The sequence below is a fragment of the Hyunsoonleella aestuarii genome, from assembly GCF_006148925.1.
Classification (GTDB): domain Bacteria; phylum Bacteroidota; class Bacteroidia; order Flavobacteriales; family Flavobacteriaceae; genus Algibacter_D; species Algibacter_D aestuarii.
Genome location: NZ_VAWB01000002.1, coordinates 233,779 through 257,162, shown reverse-complemented (window position 1 = coordinate 257,162; position 23,384 = coordinate 233,779). Strand labels below are relative to the sequence as shown.

The 23,384-nt window shown below is 33.6% G+C and carries 18 protein-coding genes and 3 tRNA genes; 9 read left to right on the top strand and 12 right to left on the bottom strand.

Annotated elements, in window-relative coordinates; genetic code table 11:
- Positions 1-35: 35 nt before the first annotated feature.
- The 4 genes from FEF17_RS14305 to FEF17_RS10885 all read right to left on the bottom strand — a co-directional run bounded on the left by FEF17_RS14305 (position 36) and on the right by FEF17_RS10885 (position 4,445).
- The gene (locus FEF17_RS14305) at positions 36-173 is read right to left on the bottom strand and encodes a hypothetical protein (RefSeq protein WP_170180997.1); all 138 of its coding nucleotides are present in this window, start codon (positions 171-173) and stop codon (positions 36-38) included.
- Between the two features lie 13 nt (positions 174-186).
- Complete coding sequence (locus FEF17_RS10895) at positions 187-2,043, bottom strand: DNA topoisomerase IV subunit B (RefSeq protein ID WP_139002425.1); 1,857 nt, start codon at positions 2,041-2,043, stop codon at positions 187-189.
- 125 nt (positions 2,044-2,168) lie between these two features.
- Complete coding sequence (locus tag FEF17_RS10890) at positions 2,169-3,065, bottom strand: DMT family transporter (protein ID WP_139002424.1); 897 nt, start codon at positions 3,063-3,065, stop codon at positions 2,169-2,171.
- Between the two features lie 222 nt (positions 3,066-3,287).
- The gene (locus tag FEF17_RS10885) at positions 3,288-4,445 is read right to left on the bottom strand and encodes a THUMP domain-containing class I SAM-dependent RNA methyltransferase (protein ID WP_139002423.1); all 1,158 of its coding nucleotides are present in this window, start codon (positions 4,443-4,445) and stop codon (positions 3,288-3,290) included.
- 165 nt (positions 4,446-4,610) lie between these two features.
- Between FEF17_RS10885 and FEF17_RS10880 the strand changes: the two genes are divergently transcribed.
- The 5 genes from FEF17_RS10880 to FEF17_RS10860 all read left to right on the top strand — a co-directional run bounded on the left by FEF17_RS10880 (position 4,611) and on the right by FEF17_RS10860 (position 8,855).
- The gene (locus tag FEF17_RS10880) at positions 4,611-5,342 is read left to right on the top strand and encodes a class I SAM-dependent methyltransferase (protein ID WP_139002422.1); all 732 of its coding nucleotides are present in this window, start codon (positions 4,611-4,613) and stop codon (positions 5,340-5,342) included.
- A 20-nt stretch (positions 5,343-5,362) separates the two neighbouring features.
- Positions 5,363-6,037, top strand: coding sequence for a ZIP family metal transporter (locus tag FEF17_RS10875; protein WP_139002421.1), 675 nt, complete (start codon positions 5,363-5,365; stop codon positions 6,035-6,037).
- A gap of 46 nt (positions 6,038-6,083) precedes the next feature.
- Positions 6,084-6,512, top strand: a complete 429-nt coding sequence (locus FEF17_RS10870) for a DUF4268 domain-containing protein (protein WP_139002420.1) — start codon at positions 6,084-6,086, stop codon at positions 6,510-6,512.
- A gap of 65 nt (positions 6,513-6,577) precedes the next feature.
- On the top strand, positions 6,578-7,666 hold the full coding sequence (locus FEF17_RS10865; protein WP_139002419.1) for an AI-2E family transporter: 1,089 nt from the start codon (positions 6,578-6,580) through the stop codon (positions 7,664-7,666).
- An 85-nt stretch (positions 7,667-7,751) separates the two neighbouring features.
- The gene (locus FEF17_RS10860) at positions 7,752-8,855 is read left to right on the top strand and encodes a THUMP-like domain-containing protein (protein ID WP_344736932.1); all 1,104 of its coding nucleotides are present in this window, start codon (positions 7,752-7,754) and stop codon (positions 8,853-8,855) included.
- 45 nt (positions 8,856-8,900) lie between these two features.
- On the opposite strand, the gene FEF17_RS10855 is transcribed toward FEF17_RS10860, so the two are convergent.
- Positions 8,901-10,385, bottom strand: a complete 1,485-nt coding sequence (locus FEF17_RS10855) for a glycoside hydrolase family 30 protein (RefSeq protein WP_139002417.1) — start codon at positions 10,383-10,385, stop codon at positions 8,901-8,903.
- 762 nt (positions 10,386-11,147) lie between these two features.
- Here FEF17_RS10855 and FEF17_RS10845 point away from each other — a divergent pair.
- Both FEF17_RS10845 and FEF17_RS10840 read left to right on the top strand, forming a co-directional pair.
- Positions 11,148-12,491, top strand: coding sequence for a toxin-antitoxin system YwqK family antitoxin (locus tag FEF17_RS10845; RefSeq protein ID WP_139002416.1), 1,344 nt, complete (start codon positions 11,148-11,150; stop codon positions 12,489-12,491).
- A gap of 806 nt (positions 12,492-13,297) precedes the next feature.
- Positions 13,298-13,648, top strand: coding sequence for a hypothetical protein (locus FEF17_RS10840; protein ID WP_139002415.1), 351 nt, complete (start codon positions 13,298-13,300; stop codon positions 13,646-13,648).
- Positions 13,649-13,662: 14 nt separating this feature from the next.
- Here FEF17_RS10840 and FEF17_RS10835 read toward each other — a convergent pair whose 3' ends face one another.
- The 5 genes from FEF17_RS10835 to FEF17_RS10815 form a co-directional block, all read right to left on the bottom strand.
- Positions 13,663-14,862 (bottom strand): tyrosine-type recombinase/integrase, encoded by a 1,200-nt coding sequence (locus FEF17_RS10835; RefSeq protein WP_139002414.1) that lies wholly within the window; start codon positions 14,860-14,862, stop codon positions 13,663-13,665.
- Between the two features lie 139 nt (positions 14,863-15,001).
- Positions 15,002-15,075: transfer RNA gene (locus FEF17_RS10830), tRNA-Arg, on the bottom strand.
- A 5-nt stretch (positions 15,076-15,080) separates the two neighbouring features.
- Positions 15,081-15,155, bottom strand: a tRNA-Pro gene (locus tag FEF17_RS10825).
- 18 nt (positions 15,156-15,173) lie between these two features.
- Positions 15,174-15,257 (bottom strand) — tRNA-Ser (locus tag FEF17_RS10820).
- A gap of 92 nt (positions 15,258-15,349) precedes the next feature.
- A complete protein-coding gene (locus FEF17_RS10815; protein ID WP_139002413.1) occupies positions 15,350-17,401 on the bottom strand; it encodes an HD family phosphohydrolase in 2,052 nt (683 codons plus the stop codon).
- 128 nt (positions 17,402-17,529) lie between these two features.
- Between FEF17_RS10815 and FEF17_RS10810 the strand changes: the two genes are divergently transcribed.
- Entirely contained in the window at positions 17,530-18,708 is a 1,179-nt protein-coding gene (locus tag FEF17_RS10810; RefSeq protein ID WP_139002412.1) for an acetyl-CoA C-acyltransferase, read from the top strand.
- A 9-nt stretch (positions 18,709-18,717) separates the two neighbouring features.
- Entirely contained in the window at positions 18,718-19,467 is a 750-nt protein-coding gene (locus FEF17_RS10805; RefSeq protein ID WP_139002411.1) for a C40 family peptidase, read from the top strand.
- Between the two features lie 54 nt (positions 19,468-19,521).
- Here the strand turns inward: FEF17_RS10805 and FEF17_RS10800 are convergent, their stop codons facing one another.
- Positions 19,522-20,769 carry a tetratricopeptide repeat protein gene (locus FEF17_RS10800; protein ID WP_139002410.1) on the bottom strand — a complete coding sequence of 416 codons (1,248 nt, stop codon included), beginning with the start codon at positions 20,767-20,769 and terminating at the stop codon, positions 19,522-19,524.
- 30 nt (positions 20,770-20,799) lie between these two features.
- Positions 20,800-23,322 (bottom strand): DNA gyrase subunit A, encoded by a 2,523-nt coding sequence (gene gyrA / locus FEF17_RS10795; RefSeq protein ID WP_139002409.1) that lies wholly within the window; start codon positions 23,320-23,322, stop codon positions 20,800-20,802.
- Positions 23,323-23,384 lie beyond the last annotated feature (62 nt).

The following is a 23,384-nucleotide window of genomic DNA, read 5'->3' as shown; positions in this document are numbered from 1 at the left end:
TTAAAGCTTCGGTTTTAATATGTGATGTTATAATTTTACTGTTGTTTTGGTTTTCCATTAAGCATGACTCTTCCAGTTTTTCGACGCTTCTTTGCATTGGAAGTAACATCGTGTTTGTGTAAATAGTCGTAAGATCTCTTTTTTGGTTCTTTTTTGTTTTTATTATACAACATATCTAGTTTAGTTTTAGTTTTCTTCTATTAAATCTAATTCCACTTTAAGGTTATCAATAATAAATTCTTGTCGTGATGGTGTATTTTTCCCCATATAAAATGCTAATAGCTCTTCTATGGACATGTTATCGTCAAGCATAATTGGGTCTAAGCGAATATCATCACCAATAAAATGTTTAAACTCGTCTGGTGAAATTTCACCAAGTCCTTTAAAACGTGTTATTTCAGGCTTTGGTTTTAGTTTTTCAATGGCATTAATGCGCTCCTGTTCGGAATAACAATAAATAGTTTCTTTTTTATTTCGAACTCTAAAAAGTGGGGTTTGTAAAATATATAAATGTCCTTCTTTAATAACCTCAGGAAAAAACTGAAGGAAGAACGTTATTAGTAACAACCTAATATGCATACCATCAACATCAGCATCGGTTGCTATGACAACGTTATTATATCGCAAATCCTCTAATGATTCCTCAATATTTAACGCAGCTTGCAAAAGATTAAACTCTTCGTTCTCGTAAACTATTTTTTTACTTAGTCCATAACAGTTTAAAGGTTTTCCCTTTAGGCTAAAAACCGCTTGGGTATTAACATCTCTAGATTTTGTGATACTTCCTGAAGCCGAATCTCCCTCTGTAATAAACAACGTAGTTTCTAGATTTCTTTCATTTTTAGTATCTCCAAAATGAACACGACAATCCCTTAATTTCTTATTATGAAGACTAGCCTTTTTCGCTCTATCCTTTGCTAATTTTCTAATGCCTGACAACTCCTTACGCTCCCGCTCCGCTTGTAAAATTTTGCGTTGTATTTTTTCGGCAGTATCTGGGTTTTTATGTAAAAAATTATCGAAGTTTCGTTTTACAAAATCATTAATATATGTGCGAACCGTTGGTAAATCACCGCCCATATCTGTAGAACCAAGTTTCGTCTTAGTTTGGCTTTCAAATACAGGTTCCATAACTTTTATAGCGATGGCACTTACTACCGATTTTCTAACATCTGAAGCATCATAATTTTTACCATAGAACTCACGAATGGTTTTTACCAATGCTTCTCTAAAAGCATTTAAATGCGTACCTCCCTGAGTTGTGTTTTGTCCATTTACGAAAGAATGATATTCTTCACTGTATTGCGTTTTACTGTGTGTTAAAGCAATTTCAATATCATCGCCTCTTAGATGAATTATGGGATATAATCGATCGCCTTCTCCAATATTTTCACTTAACAAATCCTTTAATCCATTTTCGCTAAAATATTTTTCACCATTAAAAACAATGGTTAATCCAGGATTTAAGTACACATAATTTTTAAGCATTTTTACGATATACTCACTTCTAAACTTATAATTCTTGAAAATGATGTTATCTGGAATAAAAGATACCTTAGTTCCTTTTCGGCGCGATGTGTCTTCTAATAAATCTTGATTGGTTAGATTACCTTGTTCAAACTCTGCGGAGGCACTTTTACTGTCTCGCGTAGATTCTACTCTAAAATAAGACGACAATGCGTTTACAGCTTTAGTGCCAACCCCATTTAAACCAACCGATTTCTTAAAGGCTTTAGAGTCGTACTTACCACCCGTATTCATTTTAGAAACAACATCGACCACTTTCCCTAAGGGAATACCACGACCATAATCACGTACCGTTACTTTAGTGCCTTGAATAGAGATTTCAATGGTTTTGCCAGCTCCCATTACGTACTCGTCTATGGAGTTGTCTAAAACTTCTTTTAGCAGTATATAAATACCATCATCTGGCGACGACCCATCACCGAGTTTTCCAATATACATTCCTGGACGCATACGAATATGCTCCTTCCAGTCAAGTGAACGTATATTATCTTCGGTATAATTAGATTGTACAGCCATAGAAACTCGTAAAAATTTGTGATAGAACGCTAATATAGTATTTCAATGGAAAAAATGAAATAGCTCCTAAACAAAGTAATTAACAATAAAAGTACAATAATGTTGAGAACATTTAGTCGCCTTTTCTACTTTTTTTTAACAGACACAAAAAGAATCCCAACGATTACCAATAAAGCTCCAAAAAGCTGCATCAACGTTAATATTTCACCTAAAAATATGGCAGCAAGAATAATGGTAGATATCGGCCCGATGCCCGCAATAATGGCAAAGTTAGATGAGTCAATCATTTTGATAGAAAGCGACACCAAATACGATGGAATAACGGTGGCCACAATTGCAATTAAAAAACCAATAAAATACACTTGCCACGGATATCCATAAAGACTCGTTTGTGTTGCAAATCCGTAATGTATAAAAACACAGAGACAAGACACCAACATAGCATACGTCGTAAATTTTACAACACCAAATTTTGGTATTAACCAGCCACTTCCAACCAGATAAGAGGCGTACGTTATGGCGCTCAACAAAATAAAAGCACCACCAATGTAAGTCTCGAAACCGGAAATAGCAACCTCATCCCAAAAGGCAAATACAATTCCCAAATAGGTTAATAATATAGCAGCGCATTGCAGAAAACTTATGCTCTTCTTAAAAAAGACTTTATTTAAAACGAGTACTATGGTAGGATACACAAATAAAATAATACGCTCTAAACTTGCCTTAATATAAATGAGCCCCATAAAATCAAAATAGCTTGCCAAATAATAACCAACGATACCAAAAAGCACAACCCACAAATAGTCTTTTTTTGTGACTTGAATTACGGTATCGCGCTTACTTTGATATATTAAAACGCCGATATAGAAAGGAAAGGAAAACAGCATACGCAATAGCAGTACACTTATAGCATCTATGTTATACTTATAAACCAGTTTAACCATAACCGCTTTTGAAGAAAATAGTACAATTCCTAAAATACCTAAAAGCACACCATAAATAAATGTTTTAGAGTTTTGCATGAAACGAATATAGCCTTGTTGTATTTGGATGGAATACTTTAAAACTAACTATTACGATGTTCAAGAGTTATTTCTTGTTACTATATTGAAATGCAAATTGTTTATAATTACTTACAAGTGCAAACTGTTTTTATGCATTTTAAAAGAGAACTTCGCTTATCGACTGATATAAGTCATTAAAACTGACGTATATCATTAAAGACAAGCCAATCCCCAAAAATCCTACTTCATATACTTCCCCTTCTTACTCCCCTCATACATCACATATTTAACCAAACGCGCTTCTAACTTGGCATTAAATAATTGTATTTTACGAGAAGGGCGCAACCCAACATGCTTTAATGCATCTAGATTTGAAGTTATAAACCAAGCATCGGTACCTGGGTAGTTTTGTTTTAAGGTATCGCCTATGCTTTTGTAAAACTCTTGCATATCGATATTTAAACGTTCACCATAAGGCGGGTTAAACACCATGTGCAGTTTTTGTTCGCCTCCTTTTTGGGTTTTAAAGAAATCTTCGTGTTGCACATGTATAAAATCGTCCAACTGTGCGTGCTTTACATTTTCTTTTGCTTTGTTTACGGCGCTTGGTGCTTTATCGTACCCTGTAATTTTATAATGAAAATCGCGTGTTTTTTTAAGAAGCGATTCTTCTATTTTTTCAAATAAATCAACATCCCAATCTTGCCAGCGCTCGAATGCAAACTCCTTACGCATCAAATTTGGTGGAATATTACAAGCAATCATAGCAGCTTCTATAAGCATGGTGCCAGAACCACACATGGGGTCCATAAAATCGGATTGTCCGTCCCAACCCGATAACATTACCAAACCTGCTGCCAACACTTCGTTTATAGGCGCAATATTGGTAGCCGTTTTATAGCCGCGTTTATGTAAGGAATCTCCCGAAGAATCTAACGAAATAGTACATTGGCGTCTATCGATATGGACGTTTATCTTAAGGTCTGGAAATTTTAAATCCACATTAGGGCGCTGCCCAACTGTGTCTCTAAACTTATCGACAATGGCATCCTTCGTTTTTTGGGCAATGTAAAGGGAATGTGAAAACAAATCGGAATGGATGGTGGCATCTATTGCCAAACTCCCTGTAGGTTTCAGGTGATTTTCCCAATCCATTTTGTAGATTTTATCGTATAAATCCTTTTCGCTACTTACTCTGAAAGAATGGATGGGTTTTAAAATTTTAATGGCGGTACGCAAGCCCAAGTTGGCCTTGTACATAAATCCTTTATCGCCAACGAAAGATACATTTCGAACACCTTTTTTTATGTCTTGAGCGCCTAATTGTAAAAGTTCGTTTTCTAATAAGTCTTCAAAGCCAAATAAAGTTTTGGCCACCATCTTGAAATTTTCTTCCATTTTTTTCGTCTAATACCTTGCAAAAATAACGTAATTTTGCGGCAAACGTTAAAGTTTATTGACAATTAGGTTAGGGATTGTAGCGGCATCCTTTTTTGAGGTTCGAAAAAAAGATATAGCGAAAAGCCCGACCACGCCAAAGCGTGGGAACCACCATAAAAACATATGAGTACAGACACCACAAAATGGTTTACCTCTTGGTTTGACACACCATTTTATCATATTTTATATAAGGATAGAGACGATACTGAGGCGCATGCCTTTATGGATACGCTTACAAATTATTTGAATATCCCTGAGGGTGGCAGCATTTTAGATTTGGCTTGTGGAAAAGGACGACATGCGCGGTATTTAAATAAAATTGGCTACGAGGTTACGGGTTTAGACTTGAGTGCGAACAGTATTAAATTTGCAAAACAGTTTGAAAACCACCGACTGCGTTTTGAAGTGCATGATATGAGTAAACCATATCATAAAACTTTTGATGCCGTTTTTAACTTATTTACAAGCTTTGGGTATTTCGATAAGGATGAGGACAACCTAAACACGATTAAAGCCATTAAGACTAATTTAAACGCTTCTGGATTTGCTGTTATAGATTTTATGAATAGTGAGTTTGTGATTGATACTTTAGTACCAGAGGAAACAAAGACTGTTGATGGTATTGATTTTCATTTAAAACGTTATGTTGAGGAGGATTTTATTGTAAAGCATATAAGATTTAATGCCATGGGTGATGACTTTACCTTTGAAGAACGTGTTAGAGGGTTTACTTTGAAAGATTTTGAGACCCTTTTTGAAAAAGCCGATGTACATTTGCTAGACGTTTTTGGTGATTATAAATTAAATAAGTTTAACCCAAAAACCTCTGAAAGACTAGTGATGGTTTTTAAATAATATTTGATTAATATTTTTGAATGAATAAATATCTTTTTCCTGTTTACGCCGTTATTATTGGGATAATAATTGCCAAATTCACCAAAAATAAAACGAGCTGGAACACAAAACTCCTACTGTCTTTTAGTGGTGCTTTTTTATTAGCACTAACTCTTTTTGAACTGTTGCCAGAAGTATATTCTCACTTAGAAACTAAGCTTACAGGACTGTTTATTATGTGCGGGATATTGCTCCAAATTGTTTTGGAGTTATTCTCCAAAGGTGCCGAACATGGTCATGTTCACATCCATAAAGAATCGAACATATTTCCTTGGTTGTTATTTATAAGCTTGTGTATTCATAGTTTCTTAGAGGGATTTCCAATAAATCAGCACAATGATATGGTTTATGGTGTTTTGGTTCATAAAATTCCTATTGCAACTATTCTAAGTTTATTTTTGTTTCAATCGAAATTTAGCAAAACACAAATCATTGGCTTTTTAGTGGTTTTTGCAGTAATGACACCGCTAGGAACTTATATTTCTAATACGGTAGACTTAGGTCTTCAATTAGCGCACAGTATTAATTCCATTGTTATAGGTATCTTTTTTCATATTGCTACCACTATTTTATTTGAAAGTGGCGAAGGACACAAGTTCAACCTTTCTAAGTTTATCGCCATAATTCTGGGTGTTGGTATTGCTTATTTTGTTTAGCTTTCATTCCTTCTAAAACTGGAATAATTAAAACTGATTATTTTACATGTTCTCAAAAGAAGAATCTCGATTACTAAGGCAAGAGTTTTGGACAAGCTTTAGAAAGTCATTTCCCAAAAAGTGGATTCTTTACAATACCAAGTTAAAAGGATTAAGCTTTAAATTTCATTTTGATAATAAAAAAGCTTTAGTTGCTTTAGATCTCGAAGATGATCTCGAATACCGTATTAAACGCTGGGAGAAGCTATTGTCTTTAAAATCGATTCTCTTGGACGACTTTCTTCCCGAGGCTATTTTTGATGAATCGTACCTACTTGAAAACCACAAGGAAATATCTAGAATTTATGTGCCATTAGAAGAAAAGGTATCGATACATAACAAACAAACATGGCGGCAGGTCATGGAATTCTTCAATGAGAACATGAGCTTATTTGAATCATTTTTTGAAGATTACAAAGATGTGATTGAAGGTTGATTAATTTTGTTTAAACTTTTAAATGAAACTTGAAATGACTAGATTTACTCTTAAAACCGCAAAACTTGAATTCTAATACCATTTCCAACGGCATTTTAAGAGCAGTCGCCATTATTCTAGGAACAGCCTTGATTTTATATTTTCTATATCAAATTCAATCTGTTATAGGATATATAGCCATAGCTGCGGTTATTTCGTTAATAGGGCGACCTATTGTATTGTTTTTAGAGCGAAAGTTAAAATTTAAGAATACCATTGCTGTTATCGTAACCATGGTTCTTTTGCTTGGTATTTTTATTGGTTTAGTTGGTTTGTTTATTCCGTTAATTATAAAACAAGGTCAAAATTTATCGTTATTAAACATTGACGAATTACAACGCAATCTTGAGAATTTATACAGTGAAATTATAGCTTATTTCGATTTGCATCAAATTGATGTAGAGCAGTCTTTAAAGGAATCTAATCTGCTTTCTAAAATTGATTATGGACTCATTCCTGATTTTTTAAATTCAGTTATAAGCGGCTTAGGAAGCTTTAGTATAGGCCTGTTTTCTGTGTTGTTTATTTCTTTTTTCTTTTTAAAAGACAGCAGACTATTTGAAAATGGTTTGCTCACTTTTATACCGGACAACAAAGAGTCTCGTTGGAAAAACTCATCTAATAAAATAAAGGACTTGTTATCTAGGTATTTTGTAGGTCTTATTTTTCAAATCTTTATTCTGTTCATAATCTATACGATAGGCCTTTTAATTATTGGAGTTGAAAATGCCATCGTCATTGCCTTTTTATGTGCCTTGTTAAATTTAATTCCTTACGTTGGTCCCTTAATTGGCAGTATTTTAATGATTACACTTACCATGACCAGTAATCTTGGCCTGTCTTTTAGTGAGGTGATTTTACCTAAAACCTTTTGGGTTTTTATTGTTTTCATTATTGGACAGTTGGTAGATAATTTTGGAAGTCAACCCATTATATTTTCGAAAAGTGTTAAGTCGCATCCTCTTGAAATATTTTTGGTGATTTTAATAACCGGCATCTTATTTGGCGTCATTGGATTAATAATTGCTGTACCCGCATATACTGCCATAAAGGTTATTTTAAAAGAGTTTTTATCTGAAAATAAAATTGTAAAAAAGCTCACTCAAGGCTTATAGTTTTAGTTTGTATAAAAGGATTCTAAATATTGACATTCAGGAATTTATAAACAATAATTTAAATTCTGATGCAAACACTTTAATTTTGAAGGGAAGTCCTTTTCCTGAAGTCGACATAAAATCGATAGTAGAACAAATTGAAGCTAAAAAGCGCTGTGAAAAAAAACTACCCACTTGGTTTTCAAGCGCTAATATTTACTACCCGAATAAGCTAAACATAGAGCAAACCTCATCTGAAATTACAGCTAAGTATAAATCGCATTTAGTTTCTGGAAAATCTATTATCGACTTAACTGGAGGTTTCGGGGTTGATTGTTTTTATTTTTCAAAACAATTTGAAACTGTTACACATTGTGAAATAAATCAATCACTGTCTGATATTGTTACGCACAACTATGAACAATGGGGTGTAACTAATATTCAAACTATCTGTGATGATGGCTTGAATTTTTTAAAGCAAAACGGAAATTCTTTTAATTGGATTTATATTGACCCATCACGAAGACATGATAGCAAAGGCAAAGTTTTCTTTCTAAAAGACTGCCTACCTAATGTTCCTGAACATTTAGACACCCTTTTTGAATACTCAAACAATATTCTAATAAAAACCTCACCTTTATTAGATATTTCAATTGGAATTAACGAGTTGGAGCATGTAAAAAAAATACATGTAGTTTCTGTAAATAATGAAGTTAAAGAACTGCTTTGGGTTTTAGAAAAAGGTTACTCGCAGCATGTTAGCATAAAGACTGTTAACTTAAAAAGTGATTCAATGGATTCTTTTGAGTTTTCAATACATGAAGAAAATGAAGCTATAGCCTCCTATCATGCACCACTCTTCTACTTGTATGAACCTAATCCAGCTTTATTAAAAAGTGGTGGTTTCAATATAGTTTCTCAAAATCTACAAGTTCACAAACTTCATAAACATTCTCATTTATACACAAGCGATAATCTTATCGACTTTCCTGGGAGAAGATTTCAAATAAACGATGTCATTGTTTATAACAACAAATCATTAAAACGATTGGGGATAAAAAAAGCCAATATTACAACTCGTAATTTCCCTGAAACCGTTCAACAAATCAGAAAAAAGTCAAAGATTAAAGATGGCGGCGACGTGTATTTGTTTTTTACAACAACTTTAGATGATAAGAAGTTAATAGTTATGTGTAACAGGATTAATTAAATAATAAGACAATACTATTAATTTTAAATCTTCTTTTTTTATACTTTAATATATTACCGATTGCATAGCGTGAGGTTCAATTTCTAATGAAATTTCACTATTACCTACTATCAGATTATAGACAATTTTACTGTCTGTTTTGTTCATAACTACAGTGACAATAGTGCCATCTGTATTTTTAAAGGAGGTGCTTTCAAGGGTGCTTCTGCTCGTTGTTGTGCTAACTCTAATTGCTTTTGGATTTATGAACTTAGAAAAATGACCGATGTAGTAATAAGATGGTGTATAAATGAGTTCATTTGTTTTTATGTTGGCATGTATAGGTGCAAAACAAAAATTTTGAACATGATTTGGACCTCCATTTTCATCCAATAAAATATTCCAATCTGTCCAACCTACAACTCCACTATTAAAATCATTAATCATTGAATTGCCATAGCGTTCTGCATTAGACCACCTCTGGTATTGGGTTGAATCAAACTTTTCTTGACAACCTTCAGTAAATAGCAAATTTTTGTTGGGAAATGATTCTTTAATATTCTTTAAGTTGTCATATTTAGGTTCACCGCCTGTCCATGTTTCATACCAATGAAATCCTATTCCCCAGGCATATTTTGAAGCTTCGGAATCTTCAAAAATAGTGTTTGCTCTATGTGAGATTAAATCTCTGTTATGATCCCATACAACAATATTCTTATCTCCCAAACCACTTTTTTCGAATGTTGGTCCTAAATAATTTTTTAAAAAATCGCGTTCTTCTTCTGCAGTATAAATACATGACTCCCAACGTTGAACCGCCATAGGTTCGTTTTGAATGGTTATACCCCAAATTGGTATATCTTCAGCTTCATATGCTTCAATAAATTTTACATAATAATTTGCCCATGCTTGGTTAAATTCTGGTAGCAATTTGCCCCCTTGTAACATATTGTTGTTAGTTTTCATAAATGCAGGTGGACTCCAAGGACTTGCATAAAACACCATCTCATCACTAATTAGAGCTTGTGCTTGTTTAATCATAGGTATGCGCTTTACCTTGTCTTTTTCAATAGAAAATGTTTTAAGATCCTTATCACCTTCTTCAATGTAAGTATGGCTTCCCAATCCAAAGTCGCTGCTATGAATACTCGTTCTTATAATATTGTAGTTTATTCCTTCATTAGAATAATAGGCTTTTAACAGTTCTTCTTGTTTATCTTTGCTTAAGACTGAAAAAACCTCTGCAGCTGCATCTGTAATTGCTCCTCCTATTCCTAAAAATTTTTGGAAGTGCTTTTCAGGGTTAACAAAAATTGCCACTTCAGTTTCTAAGGGTTGCTTAGCATTTTTAAATACTTTTTTTAAGTCTAAAGATAACTTTTTGTCGGTATCCTTAGCCGTTGTAAAAATGAGTGCTTCTTTACCTTCTAACGAAACTTTCTCCAGAGTTTGATTGGGTTCTACAACTACTAAATCGTTACTTCCTTTTTTATTACTACAAGAAAGTATTAAAAGTGAAATTGTAAGTGTGTAAATTATTCTTTTAATCATCTTTAATTTATATTTTAGTTACTAAACATATGTGAAAACAGTGCCTCCTTTCACAGCTACTGAAATTGCTTCTCTAGAAGCTATAGATTTCGGTATTATTAACATCAATTAACGCTATACTTTCAAGAGAGATATTCGGTCCAAATAAAAGTATTTCCAAATTAACTATTCGCGATTCTTTGGATTGACCCTAGTTTTGAACATAGTCACTTCATTCTCCAACAATACAATCAACGAATCTAACTAAACGTTAAACACACCTTATATAAAGTGTGTTTGTAAATCTAATAGGAATAACCAAACAGAAAAACGTTTCGTCAAGTTACAAAATATCATCTCAAATTAAACAATATAAAATAAAAAAACATTGATAAACATACGTTTAACAGTGTTTTAATTTAATTATTCTAGGCACACAGGAGTTTCAACATTCGAGCGGGCAACCTATTAAAACTTAATCAAGTATAACATACAAAAAAGCCCTACTGTTTCTAGTAAGGCTTTATGTGATCGCGACAGGATTCGAACCTGTGACCGTCTGCTTAGAAGGCAGATGCTCTATCCAGCTGAGCTACGATGTTTTCTAGCCTTTGTGATTCCAGTGAACGCGTGTGCTCACTATGTGCACTACTTTAACCTGATTAAAAAATAAATTATTTAGCTTTTTATTATCTTAATGCCTCAATTCAAGATATTATTCTTTTTATCCCCTGAAAATTATAGTTTTTTGGATGGTTTGTGTTTAACTTATTATTATCTGTAATGAAAAAACTGCTGTTTTTATTAGTGGCCTTACCCATAATTTCTCTCGCTCAAGAGGTTAGAATTATCGATCCCTTTGAAGTTAGAGTTATCGATCCCATTGAAGTTAGAGTTATCGATCCCTTTGAAATATTCTATAAAGAAGATATTGCCTATTTTAAGAAGGATTCAACTCTAGTGAATGGCTGGGTTAAAGGCTGGGATGGGATGCATACGATTGAAGGGACATATAAAGATGGTAAAAGGAACGGAGTTTATAGAGCCTCGCGGGAAAATGGTCAGTTAATGAAAGAACAAACCTATAAAGATTGTAAGGAGGATGGTGTTTGGAAATCTTGGTATTGGGATGGGCAATTACAAAGTGAAGAATCATACAGGGATGGAAAAAAGGATGGTGTTTGGAAATCTTGGTATTGGGATGGGCAATTACAAAGTGAAGAATCATACAGGGATGGAAAAAAGGATGGTGTTTGGAAATCTTGGCATGATAACGGGCAGTTGGCTGGTGAAAGTACATACAAGGATGGGAAAAAGGTTGGAGTTTGGAAAAAATGGCATAGTAACGGTCAATTGTGGAGTGAAGAATTTTACAAGGATGGAAAAGAGGATGGTGTTTTTAAAAATTGGCATATAGACGGACAGTTGGCAGGTGAAAGCACATACAAGGATGGAAAAGAGGTTGGTGTTTGGAAAAATTGGTATAGGGACGGGCAGTTAGCAGGTGAAAGTATTTTCGAGGATGGAATAAAGGATGGTGTTTGGAAATTGTGGCATGATGACGGGCAGTTGGCAGGTGAAGGTACATATAAGGATGGAAAAGAGGTTGGTGTTTTTAAAACCTGGCATTTAGGTGGGCAGTTAAGAAGTGAACATTCTTACAAGGACGGAAAAGAGGATGGCCTTTGGAAAGAGTGGCATTATAACGGGCAGTTGGCAGTTAAATTATCTTACAAGGATGGATTGAAAGAAGGTGTTAGCAAAAGTTGGGATTATAAGGGACAGTTAGAAAATGAAGGTACATTCAAGTATGGGAAAGAGGATGGTGTTTGGAAAAGGTATTATTACGGGGATTTGTTAAGTCAAGAATCTTACAAGGATGGAATAAAGGATGGCGTTTGGAAAGAGTGGACTAGGGACGGGCAGTTGGAACTTGAAGGTACTTTCAAGGAAGGAAAAAAGGTTGGTGTTTGGAAATCTTGGCATTATAATGGGACGTTGGTAACTGAAAAATCTTACAAGGACGGAAAGGAGGACGGTTTATGGAAAAAATGGTCAAAAGAAGGAAAACTGATAAAAGAAACCATCTATGAAGATGGAAAGATGGTTTCCGAAAAGAATTACTAAAACCTCACTTTATCAAAACATGGTCCAATCTTGAGGCTATTTTAGCATAATACAGTTATAGCTTACAGCTTGTCTGTACTATAACAGCACATTGTGTAGACATAGCTTTGGCATCAGTGTAGATAAACTTGATGGGAGTACACCGATTTTGCTTAAAACATGTGGGCGTTGTTATAAGAAGTACCTTTATTTGTTTCAAATAGATTAAAATTAACATTATACTCGCTCCTAATATGAAGAGAAAGCTATATTACTATAATGTTTAGATTTTTTAATTGCTGTAAAAAGTAACAAAATATGTGTATTTAGAGTACACCTCTTTTTTCTACAATAAATTTAATTATAGCTTTTAACATTAAAAATTAAAGTTTAATGGTATTATAAACCCTATAATTTTATATTCTTATCTGGAGCATCCGAGCTAATTATAGAGCTCATTGATGCGATCATTATTTATTATTTAATCAAAAAAATAGCCTTCTATCAAAAACTAGAAGAAACTATACTAAAATTTGCAATAATTTTTCATAATTGACTTAATTTTTGAGTTAAGGCTATCAACAAAAACACCATTTTATTGCGAATAATGCAATGCTTTTTTTTGAATTGTTAAAAAACACATCAAAATAAGCCAAATAGTAACTTGTTTTTAGCCATATCATAGCAATAAAATTTTCATTGAAATATTCATAAAAGTGTTGTTACCCCTTGCATTTGTTGAGCTTGAGAGTTAACTTTAAGCTTGCTGATTAATAGTATCTGTCTAACATCTCCTCAATTTAATAACACTTAAAAATTTAGTAAAAATGAAAAGAAAAAAAGCAAATGTACCAATTGGTAATTTTAGATGTTTAAAACCATCTGCACACGTACCAGAGAACAGTATTTTACCGATTTCTAAAAAAATAAGACTAAACGATATTATAAAATGGAAAGACAACTATGTGCGTATTGATTTTATGATAGACAGACACCCTTTTGAACTATGGAATATGATTTACAAACCAAAAAAAGGACATAATAAAGTAAGTCTTGAATCTAGAGCGTATCAAACTTTAAAAATCGAGATAAGTAAAATTAAACCTGAGTTGCTTGAAGAAGTTAAAAGAAAGCGTAAAATGCACAAAATCAAGAAAAAAATTAAAAACTTTAACTAAGTTATTAGCACTTATTAAAATGAAATAACCTTGAAGTGCATATCATCTATTTTATTTGTATCAAATGAATCTAGGTAAATTGCTGTTGTTTTATTGCCATAAGAGTGGCCAAGTGCCTCAGCAATAAGCTCATTAGAATATCCTAGTTGTTTAGCAACATTAGCGAATGAATAACGAGAAGAATATGTGGTTATGATAACCGAGGTTTTAATCTCTCCAGAGAAGCGTTTCAAATACTTATTAGTCGTTTTTATCCATTGCTTTATGATTCGTTTAGCATCTAGGCTATCTTCAACAATACTATTATTTAATACGGGCAACAAATAATCTTGATCCATTTCATGCAAATTGTTTATAATAGATTTTGCATTGCCAAATAGTTTAACACTATAATGCTTATGTGTTTTTCTACGAATGTATTCTACTCTACCATTTATGATATTAGAGCGTTTTAAATAGGCCATATCAGTAAATGAAATCCCTCTTAAATAGAAGCTTAGCATGAAGTAATTTAAGGCCTTCCATGAGGCTGAATCTTCTTCTAAAGGTAAACTTATCAATCGCTCTAAATTCTCTTTTGTAATAGCCTTATTTGCTGTTTTCTGGGACTTGATACTAATATCGTAGAATGGATAACTAGAACGATCAACAAGCTTGTATTTTATAGCCTTATTGTAAATTGCTCGTATAGTCCTTAAATAGTTTGATATGCTGTTTTGTTTAAGGCCTTTTAGTTGTAAGTGATGTATGAATTTATCTAGAAGTTTATAATCTATTTCATTAAGCATAATATCCTTGCCACAAAACTCTAATAATCTATTGGTAGCAGTTCTGTAAACAATAGCATTACCTGTTTTATTGGTAGCCATTAATTCATCTATTAATTTTTGTGCATGCTTTTTAAACGATTTTGATGTATTTGGTGCAATTCCTTTAAAGTTATTTCGCAGTTTTTCAATTGTAAAATCATCATCTAATGTGAGCATAGCTTTTTCAATTTTAAAGTAATCTTTTAAAAGCTTTAAGTTTAATAGCTTAGAATTAGGATGCTGTTTTGTAATCTTAGAATGTTCGTAATCCCAATAGCGGTCTAGGATCGCAATGCCTGAGTTAATAGTATAGACTTTGCTGTGGTGTCTAATTTTAAAAATGATGTTGTAAGCTCCATTAACTTTTGGTCTACGTGTGTCTAGAGTGGTTTTTACCGTTGCCATAATTAGAAGTATTATGGTCAAAGTGTGCGTCGTATTGTGCACGTTTTGCGTGATAAAATAGCAAAATAATCTGCTTCTCTGGAAAATTACCAAATGGTATAAACAAAAATAACCTGCTGATAATCAACAGGTTATTATGTGATCGCGACAGGATTCGAACCTGTGACCGTCTGCTTAGAAGGCAGATGCTCTATCCAGCTGAGCTACGCGACCTTAAGTCGGGGTGGCAGGATTCGAACCTGCGACCTCCGCGTCCCAAACGCGGCGCGATAACCGGGCTACGCTACACCCCGAAATGGTTATCTATTTTGCGGAGAGACCGGGACTCGAACCCGGGCGACACTTGCGCGTCGACAGATTAGCAATCTGCTCCATTACCACTCTGGCACCTCTCCTAAATTCAATAAGAACTTATGCAATAAATTTGCGGTTGCAAATGTATATTATATGCACATAGAACGCAACTATTTTTTTACTTTTTTAATTATCATTCTGGGTATTCTATCCTCAAATGATAAATATTTGCAAGCTTTCGTTTTAGTATCTTTTTAATCGATTCAATTTCCTTAAATGTAATGTTTGCATTTAAGAATTGTTCTTCTTCAATTTGCTTATTTATTATATTTTCAACAAATGCATCAATCTTAGTGGATGTTGGTTCTTTTAAACTTTTTGATGCAGCTTCAACACTGTCACACATCATTAAAATAGCAGTTTCTTTACTAAATGGTTTAGGTCCTGGGTAGCTGTAATCATGTTTATTTACTTTCTTATCCAAAAGCTTCATTTCTTTCGAATAAAAATAATAAACCACACTGGTTCCATGATGTGTTCTTATAAAATCGATTACTCGATCTGGAAGATTATTTTTTTTAGCAATCTCAATACCATCAATAACGTGTTCTATAATAATTTTTGCACTTTCTTTTGATGATAACTCATCATGCGCATTAATTCCTGTAGATTGATTTTCTGTAAAATAAACCGGGTTTTTCATTTTTCCAATATCATGATAAAGTGCTCCAACACGTATTAACATGGCATTAGCTCCTATTTCATTAGCGCATGCTTCCGCCAAATTTGCAACGTTTAATGAATGATGAAAGGTGCCTGGCGCTTTATTAGATAATTCCTTAAGTAATTTTGTATTTGTATCTGACAATTCTAAAAGTGATACATCGGAAACTAAACCGAATAATTTTTCATAAGCATAAATTAAAGGCTGAACAAATAGTGTCGCAAGTCCACATAATACAAACCACATGAATGTCTCCCATTCAATGGTTTCAATACTTCCCTCATGTATTACGAAAAATGCAAAATAAGCTACAATATAAATAAGTGTTATTTGCCCAACAGAAATAAACAAATTCGCTCTTTTGTAAAGCTCTGAAACAGTTAAAATAGTTACAATTCCCGCAATTATTTGAAGAAACATATACTCATAACTGTTAGGTACAATAAAACCGAGCAAAAGCACTGTAATTACATGAGCAAATAATCCCAAACGTGCATCAAAGAACGCTTTAAACACTAAAGGCAAAATACAAATAGGGACTACATAGATGTATTTTGAATTATAATTTACGACTAACGTTGTTATTAGTATAATTAGAAAAATGTTAAAAAATATGAACGTGACTTTTGTGTTATTTTCAAAAACATCTATTCTATATTTTCGCAAAAACAATAAAAGCATCAAAAGCGCCAAAGAAACTAACAAAGTGTAGGCAATTAAAATCCAATTATAATTAGCCTCACTCCATAACTGTGATTCATATTCAGATTTAAGTGATTGTAATATTTGAAACTTGTCTCCTTCTACTATTTCACCCTTGGAAATAATTAAAGTCTCCCTTTTTACACTTCCTCTAGAATACGAAATATTATTTATTTCATCCTGTAAAGCCTTATCTGTTAAAGACTTATTAAAAACTAAATTTGGCTGAACTAAGTCAAAGAACAATGACAAATAACTAGTTTTATATGGCTCTAGGCCTTTTTCTAGTATAGATGCACTAACCATCGAAGGCACCTCATTTAATTCTACAAGATTTGAAAACAACGTTTTATGGATTGTTTTTCTTCCATTTAAAACAACAACAGATTTGTCTTTGTTGAAATTATATTCTTCCTCAAGAACACCAAATAGATACAGCTCATCAATTATTTCTTTTCCAGTAATGTAAAGCTGCTCATAATCTTGCTTAGGAATTGTATCTTTAAAAACTTCTGGGAATTTTGAATCGAAAAGATTATCAACACCATTATAAATTATACTATCTAAATTAAAGTACAAAACAGCATTACTAGAGATTCTTTCTTTCTCCTGTGTAATTTCCTCATTTGATTTTTTTATTGCAAAATCAAAAGGTGCATATAAATTTTCGGACTGCCATGGTTTTCCTTTTTCGAAGTTGTACTTAAACTTACCACTTTTTGGGAATAAATACACAATTAAAAAAACTGTTGACACAAATAGCAGGCCTTTATAAATTAAGGAATGATTTCTGTAGAATTTATTTATAAAGTCTTTCATCAAAGAATTGCAGGTTTTTCAAATGTAGTAAATTTATAAACTTTATACAGTCTTTATAATGATGGAATCATTGAATTTTCTACTAAAAATTGATTATTTTCGCAAGAACTAAACTTGATAAATAAGCCATGAGTAAAGACGTAGTTATTGTTTCTGCCGCAAGAACACCAATAGGTAGTTTTCTTGGTGCTTTATCCACTATATCAGCTCCAAAGTTAGGTGCAGTTGCTATAAAAGCAGCAATGAACAAAATTAATCTTAATCCAGAACTAATTGATGAAGTTTTAATGGGTAACGTTGTTCAAGCTGGCACAGGTCAAGCCCCAGCTAGACAAGCAGCTATTCTGGCGGGAATTCCTAATAACGTTCCTTGTACAACAATAAATAAAGTATGTGCTTCTGGGATGAAGTCAGTCATGCAAGCTACTCAAGCTATTGCCCTTGGAGATGCCAATATTATTGTTGCTGGCGGCATGGAGAACATGAGTTTAATCCCTCATTATTTGTATGCTAGGACAGGAAATAAATTTGGACCAACAACTTTAATTGATGGTATGCAAAAAGACGGGTTAGTTGATGCATATGATGAAAATGCCATGGGGGTTTGTGCAGATGCTTGCGCCATAAAATATGATTTTTCAAGAGAAGCACAAGATGCCTATGCAATACAATCATATAAAAGATCTGCATTTGCATGGGAAAATGGCAAATTTGATAATGAAGTTGTTCCTGTAGAAGTACCACAACGCAGAGGAGAGCCTTTAGTTGTAGATAAAGACGAGGAGTTCACCAATGTGAAAATAGAAAAAATACCGGCACTAAGAGCTGCCTTTACAAAAGATGGCACCGTAACAGCCGCAAATGCATCAACTATAAATGATGGTGCTGGAGCTATGGTTTTAATGAGCCGTGAAAAAGCAGATGAATTAGGTTTAAAAGTACTAGCTACTATAAAAAGTTACGCCGATGCTGCACATGAACCAGAATGGTTTACAACGGCACCGGCAAAAGCACTTCCTAAAGCTCTTAATAAAGCTGGTTTAAAAATTGAAGATGTAGATTATTTCGAATTCAACGAAGCATTTTCAGTCGTTGGGCTGGCCAATATGAAAATTCTTGGGCTTGATGATAGTAATGTAAATGTAAATGGAGGAGCAGTTTCATTAGGACACCCATTGGGCTGTTCGGGTGTAAGAATTCTTATTACATTACTTAACGTGCTTGACCAAAATAATGCTAAAATTGGAGCAGCAGCTATTTGTAATGGTGGCGGTGGTGCTTCAGCAATTATTATAGAACGCAATTAATCTTAATTAATGCAATACGGGATTTGTAACTTAAGCATTGTTCCTCTTAGATTTGAACCTTCCGACAAAACTGAACTAGTTTCCCAAATTCTTTATGGAGACTTTTTTAAGGTATTAGAGTACCGCAAATCTTGGAGTAAAATACGTTTAGCTTTTGATAAATATGAAGGATGGGTAGATAATAAGCAATACCTTCAAATTTCTGAAGAACAATACAAAAATCTTAACTGTTCAGAGCTGAAACTTTCATTAGATTTAGTTGAATTTGTTCAAGACAAAGACCTTCAATTACAATCTATTACACTGGGCTCATGTCTAAACGGATTATCAATTTTAAAACATTCCTTCGACGGTAATGTTTTTGAGGGTAGTTCGAACAAAACTAATATTATTGAAACGGCATTTTTATATTTAAATACGCCATATCTATGGGGAGGTAAAACACCTTTTGGAATCGATTGTTCAGGGTTTACACAAATGGTTTATAAACTAAATGGTTATAAACTTTTAAGAGATGCTTCTCAACAAGCTACACAAGGGGAAGCACTTAGCTTTATAGAAGAAAGTGAGCCAGGAGATTTAGCATTTTTTGATAATAATGACGGGCAAATTATTCATGTAGGCATTATTATGAAAGATAATTACATTATCCATGCGCATGGCAAAGTAAGGATAGATAGACTAGATCATTCTGGAATCTATAATGTAGATACGAAAAAACATACACACAAGCTAAGGGTTATAAAGAAAATAGTATAATAGAAAAGCCACTAAATAAGTGGCTTTTCTATTAATAATTAATACTTAGAAATATTATTCTTTCATAGAATCAACTTTCGCTTTCATTTCTTTATACTTATCTGTTTCACCTAAAACACTATAAATATTCATTAATGTAGTCGCGGCACTAACGCTACCGGCATCCATTTCTAAAGCTTTAGATAAAAATGGAATCGCATCGCGATAAAGTTGTTGTCGTTCTTCTTTTAATTCATCATATCGTTTATCATCTGCCGCTGAACTTCCTAGACCATTCATCTCTTCAATTAACCCTTCCTCTTCACCAAGAATAACAGCAGCCATATTGATATAGGCATTAATAAAATTTGGGTCTAATTCAATAGCTTTTTTATAATAACTCTTCGCAGACTCAATGTCATTCGATTCCGCTGCAACTACACCAAGATTATATTGTAATTCTGGATTATTAGGGTCCATTTTTGTAGCCTCTTCTAATAGACTCTTAAACTTCTCCGTATTGCCCATTTTAAAATGAACATTAGCCTCTGTTAATATTAGATTAACATCATCTGGACTTTCCGCTCTAGCATCTTTCATAGCCGCTATTGCTTTTTCATTATCACCAGTAGATACATAAATAAGTGCAACATTTTTTACAATCTCAGCTTTTTTTGATTCTGACTTCTTATCTGTTGGTTTAATATGGGTACCCTGTTTAACAGCAATATCTCGTAATCCTTTGTTTGGAAAAAGCTCCTCTTCTCCATCTTCTTTACCGACTGCATAAAACTGTTCAGCTATACCCGTATAACCCAATTTTTTTAGTTCATCATAAAGTACAAGGGCACGATCGTAATCAGGCACAGTTACAGCGGTAGCGGCAGCGTAATATAAATAAACGGTGTCTTTTTTATTCGTTTTATACGCATGCTCAAAATATGACGATGCCTCATTGTAATTTTCACTTTCATAGGCCGTATTCCCTTTTGTAAGAAAGTTATTTACCATATTCTGCTTAATGGTGGCAATCTCTGCTTTATAACCATTTTTAACTTTCCCTAAATTATCAATTGCAGCTTCAATGTCTTGCGAAGAACCTTCCCCTCCAGCGTACAATGCTTGACCATTTAAAAAATAAAATTTTTCTTTAGACTTTTCATCCATCGCAGACATTAAGCCTTCAGCTTGACTCAAAGCTGCTTTTGCCTCTACATAGTTTTGATTTTTAATAGCTTTTTCTGCTGCTTTAAGTTCCTTTTTTTGAGCAAAAGAAAATGCAGTTATAGAAAATATAAATGCTATAATAAATTGTTTTCTCATTTTAATTTAAATTTAGTTTTAATAGTATTCTTACTCGTTGTTAGTATTATCAATAGTTGTGCCATCATCTGAAGCACCTGCGTCTTCAAGAGTTTTGGCATCATCAACTTCATCTTCATCATGCATTACTTTAGCTACAGCCGCAATGGAATCATTACCTTTTAAGTTAATAAGTTTAACTCCTTGAGTTGCTCTACCCATAACCCTTAAATCTGCTACAACCATTCTTATGGCTATACCAGATTTATTGATAATCATTAAATCGTCATCATCCGTAACATTTTTTATAGATACTAAATTACCTGTTTTTTCGGTAATAGAAATGGTTTTTACACCTTTTCCTCCTCTATTGGTAATTCTATAATCTTCAAGGCTTGAACGTTTGCCATAGCCATTCTCAGACACTACCAGAATATTACTTTCCATATCATCAACAGCTATCATCCCTATAACCTCATCATTTTCATGAGATAAAGTAATTCCTCTAACACCTGATGCTCCTCGACCCATTGGTCTGGTTTTAGCTTCTTCAAAACGAATGGCTTTACCAGATTTGAGTGCTAGCATTACCTGGCTTTCACCAGTAGTTAATTTTGCTTCAAGTAATTCATCATCTTCCTTTATTGTGATGGCATTAATACCATTGGTTCGTGGTCTTGAGTATTGTTCTAAAGACGTTTTCTTCACTTGACCATTTTTAGTCGCCATGATTACATAATGACTGTTTATATAATCTTCATCCTTTAAATCTTGAGTACAAATGAAGGCCATTACCTTATCATCTTGCTCAATATTTATTAAGTTTTGAATTGCTCTTCCCTTCGAGGTTTTACTCCCTTCTGGAATTTCATAAACGCGCATCCAGAAACATTTACCCTTTTGTGTAAAGAACAACATGTATTGATGGTTTGTACCTACGAACAAATGTTCTAAGAAATCTTCGTTACGCGTAGTGGAAGCTTTTTGGCCTACACCTCCGCGATTTTGAGTTTTGTACTCGGTAAGTGATGTACGCTTAATATATCCCGCATGTGAAATGGTAATTACCACCTTTTCATCTGGAATCATGTCCTCGATGCTCAAATCACCTCCAGCATATTCAATAACCGAACGACGTTCATCTCCATATTTCTCTTTAACAACCAATAGCTCGTCTTTTATGATATCCATTCGACGTTCTTTCTTATCTAAAATATCCTTTAAATCATCAATAGTTAATAATAATTCATCATATTCTGAACGCAACTTATCTTGCTCTAATCCTGTAAGCTGACGCAATCTCATTTCCACAATTGCTTTTGCCTGAATTTCGGAAAGCTCGAAACGCTTAATTAGGTTATTTCTTGCTTGATCAGCATTAGAAGATGCTCTAATAATAGCAATAACTTCATCAATATTATCAGAAGCAATAATTAATCCTTCTAAAATATGAGCACGCTCCTCCGCTTTTCTTAATTCATATTCTGTACGTCGCACAACCACTTCATGTCTGTGTTCTACGAAATAATGGATTAAATCTTTTAGGTTTAAAAGTTGAGGTCTTCCATTAACAAGCGCAATATTATTTACACTGAAAGATGATTGCAATGCAGTATATTTATATAACTTGTTTAAAACGATATTAGGGATAGCATCACGTTTTAAAACATATACAATACGCATTCCGTTTCTATCGGATTCATCACGAATCGTTGAAATACCTTCAAGTTTCTTCTCGTTAACTAAATCGGCAGTTTTTTTAATCATATCTGCCTTATTAACTTGATATGGTACTTCAGACACTATAATACACTCGCGACCAGCAACTTCTTCTATAATTGCTTTTCCTCGCATTACAATACGACCACGCCCTGTTTGAAAGGCCTCCTTTACGCCGTCATAACCATAAATAGTACCACCGGTTGGGAAATCTGGAGCCTTAACATACTTGATTAATTCATCTACCTCAATGTCATTATTCTCAATGTAAGCAACAGTACCATCAACAACTTCAGATAAATTATGAGGCGGCATATTTGTTGCCATTCCAACTGCAATTCCAGAAGCTCCATTTACTAATAGACCTGGTATGCGCGTTGGCAAAACTGTTGGCTCTTTTAGGGTATCGTCAAAATTTAATTTATGATCGACTGTTTCCTTATCGATATCTGCCAACATGTCTTCAGAAATCTTTTGCATACGGGCTTCAGTATAACGCATTGCTGCAGGACTATCACCATCAATAGATCCAAAATTCCCTTGTCCATCAACTAACATATAACGCAAACTCCACTCCTGAGCCATACGTACCATTGCATCATAAACCGAAGTATCACCGTGAGGATGATATTTTCCTAAAACTTCCCCTACTATTCTTGCTGATTTTTTATGTGCCGAATTTGCTCTAACACCCAATTCGTGCATACCGTAAAGTACACGTCTATGAACGGGTTTTAAACCATCTCTAACATCTGGTAAAGCACGTGACACAATGACTGACATTGAATAATCAATGTAAGCCGATTTCATCTCATCCTCAATATTAATAGGGATCAATTTTTCTCCTTCTGCCATATATAATTTGATTAAATTTTTATGAGTTTTTCAAAACATGCTAATATAAGTATTTCATTAGT

Bases quoted from the DNA above. Each gene is read 5' to 3' on its own strand.
- FEF17_RS10890 (WP_139002424.1), bottom strand. From the start codon at position 3,065: ATGCAAAACTCTAAAACATTTATTTATGGTGTGCTTTTAGGTATTTTA.
- FEF17_RS10880 (WP_139002422.1), top strand. From the start codon at position 4,611: ATGAGTACAGACACCACAAAATGGTTTACCTCTTGGTTTGACACACCA.
- FEF17_RS10815 (WP_139002413.1), bottom strand. From the start codon at position 17,401: ATGAAAGACTTTATAAATAAATTCTACAGAAATCATTCCTTAATTTAT.
- FEF17_RS10855 (WP_139002417.1), bottom strand. From the start codon at position 10,385: ATGATTAAAAGAATAATTTACACACTTACAATTTCACTTTTAATACTT.
- FEF17_RS10840 (WP_139002415.1), top strand. From the start codon at position 13,298: ATGAAAAGAAAAAAAGCAAATGTACCAATTGGTAATTTTAGATGTTTA.
- FEF17_RS10845 (WP_139002416.1), top strand. From the start codon at position 11,148: ATGAAAAAACTGCTGTTTTTATTAGTGGCCTTACCCATAATTTCTCTC.
- FEF17_RS10885 (WP_139002423.1), bottom strand. From the start codon at position 4,445: ATGGAAGAAAATTTCAAGATGGTGGCCAAAACTTTATTTGGCTTTGAA.
- FEF17_RS10800 (WP_139002410.1), bottom strand. From the start codon at position 20,769: ATGAGAAAACAATTTATTATAGCATTTATATTTTCTATAACTGCATTT.
- FEF17_RS10810 (WP_139002412.1), top strand. From the start codon at position 17,530: ATGAGTAAAGACGTAGTTATTGTTTCTGCCGCAAGAACACCAATAGGT.
- FEF17_RS10805 (WP_139002411.1), top strand. From the start codon at position 18,718: ATGCAATACGGGATTTGTAACTTAAGCATTGTTCCTCTTAGATTTGAA.
- FEF17_RS10875 (WP_139002421.1), top strand. From the start codon at position 5,363: ATGAATAAATATCTTTTTCCTGTTTACGCCGTTATTATTGGGATAATA.
- gyrA (WP_139002409.1), bottom strand. From the start codon at position 23,322: ATGGCAGAAGGAGAAAAATTGATCCCTATTAATATTGAGGATGAGATG.
- FEF17_RS10835 (WP_139002414.1), bottom strand. From the start codon at position 14,862: ATGGCAACGGTAAAAACCACTCTAGACACACGTAGACCAAAAGTTAAT.
- FEF17_RS10895 (WP_139002425.1), bottom strand. From the start codon at position 2,043: ATGGCTGTACAATCTAATTATACCGAAGATAATATACGTTCACTTGAC.
- FEF17_RS10870 (WP_139002420.1), top strand. From the start codon at position 6,084: ATGTTCTCAAAAGAAGAATCTCGATTACTAAGGCAAGAGTTTTGGACA.
- FEF17_RS14305 (WP_170180997.1), bottom strand. From the start codon at position 173: ATGTTGTATAATAAAAACAAAAAAGAACCAAAAAAGAGATCTTACGAC.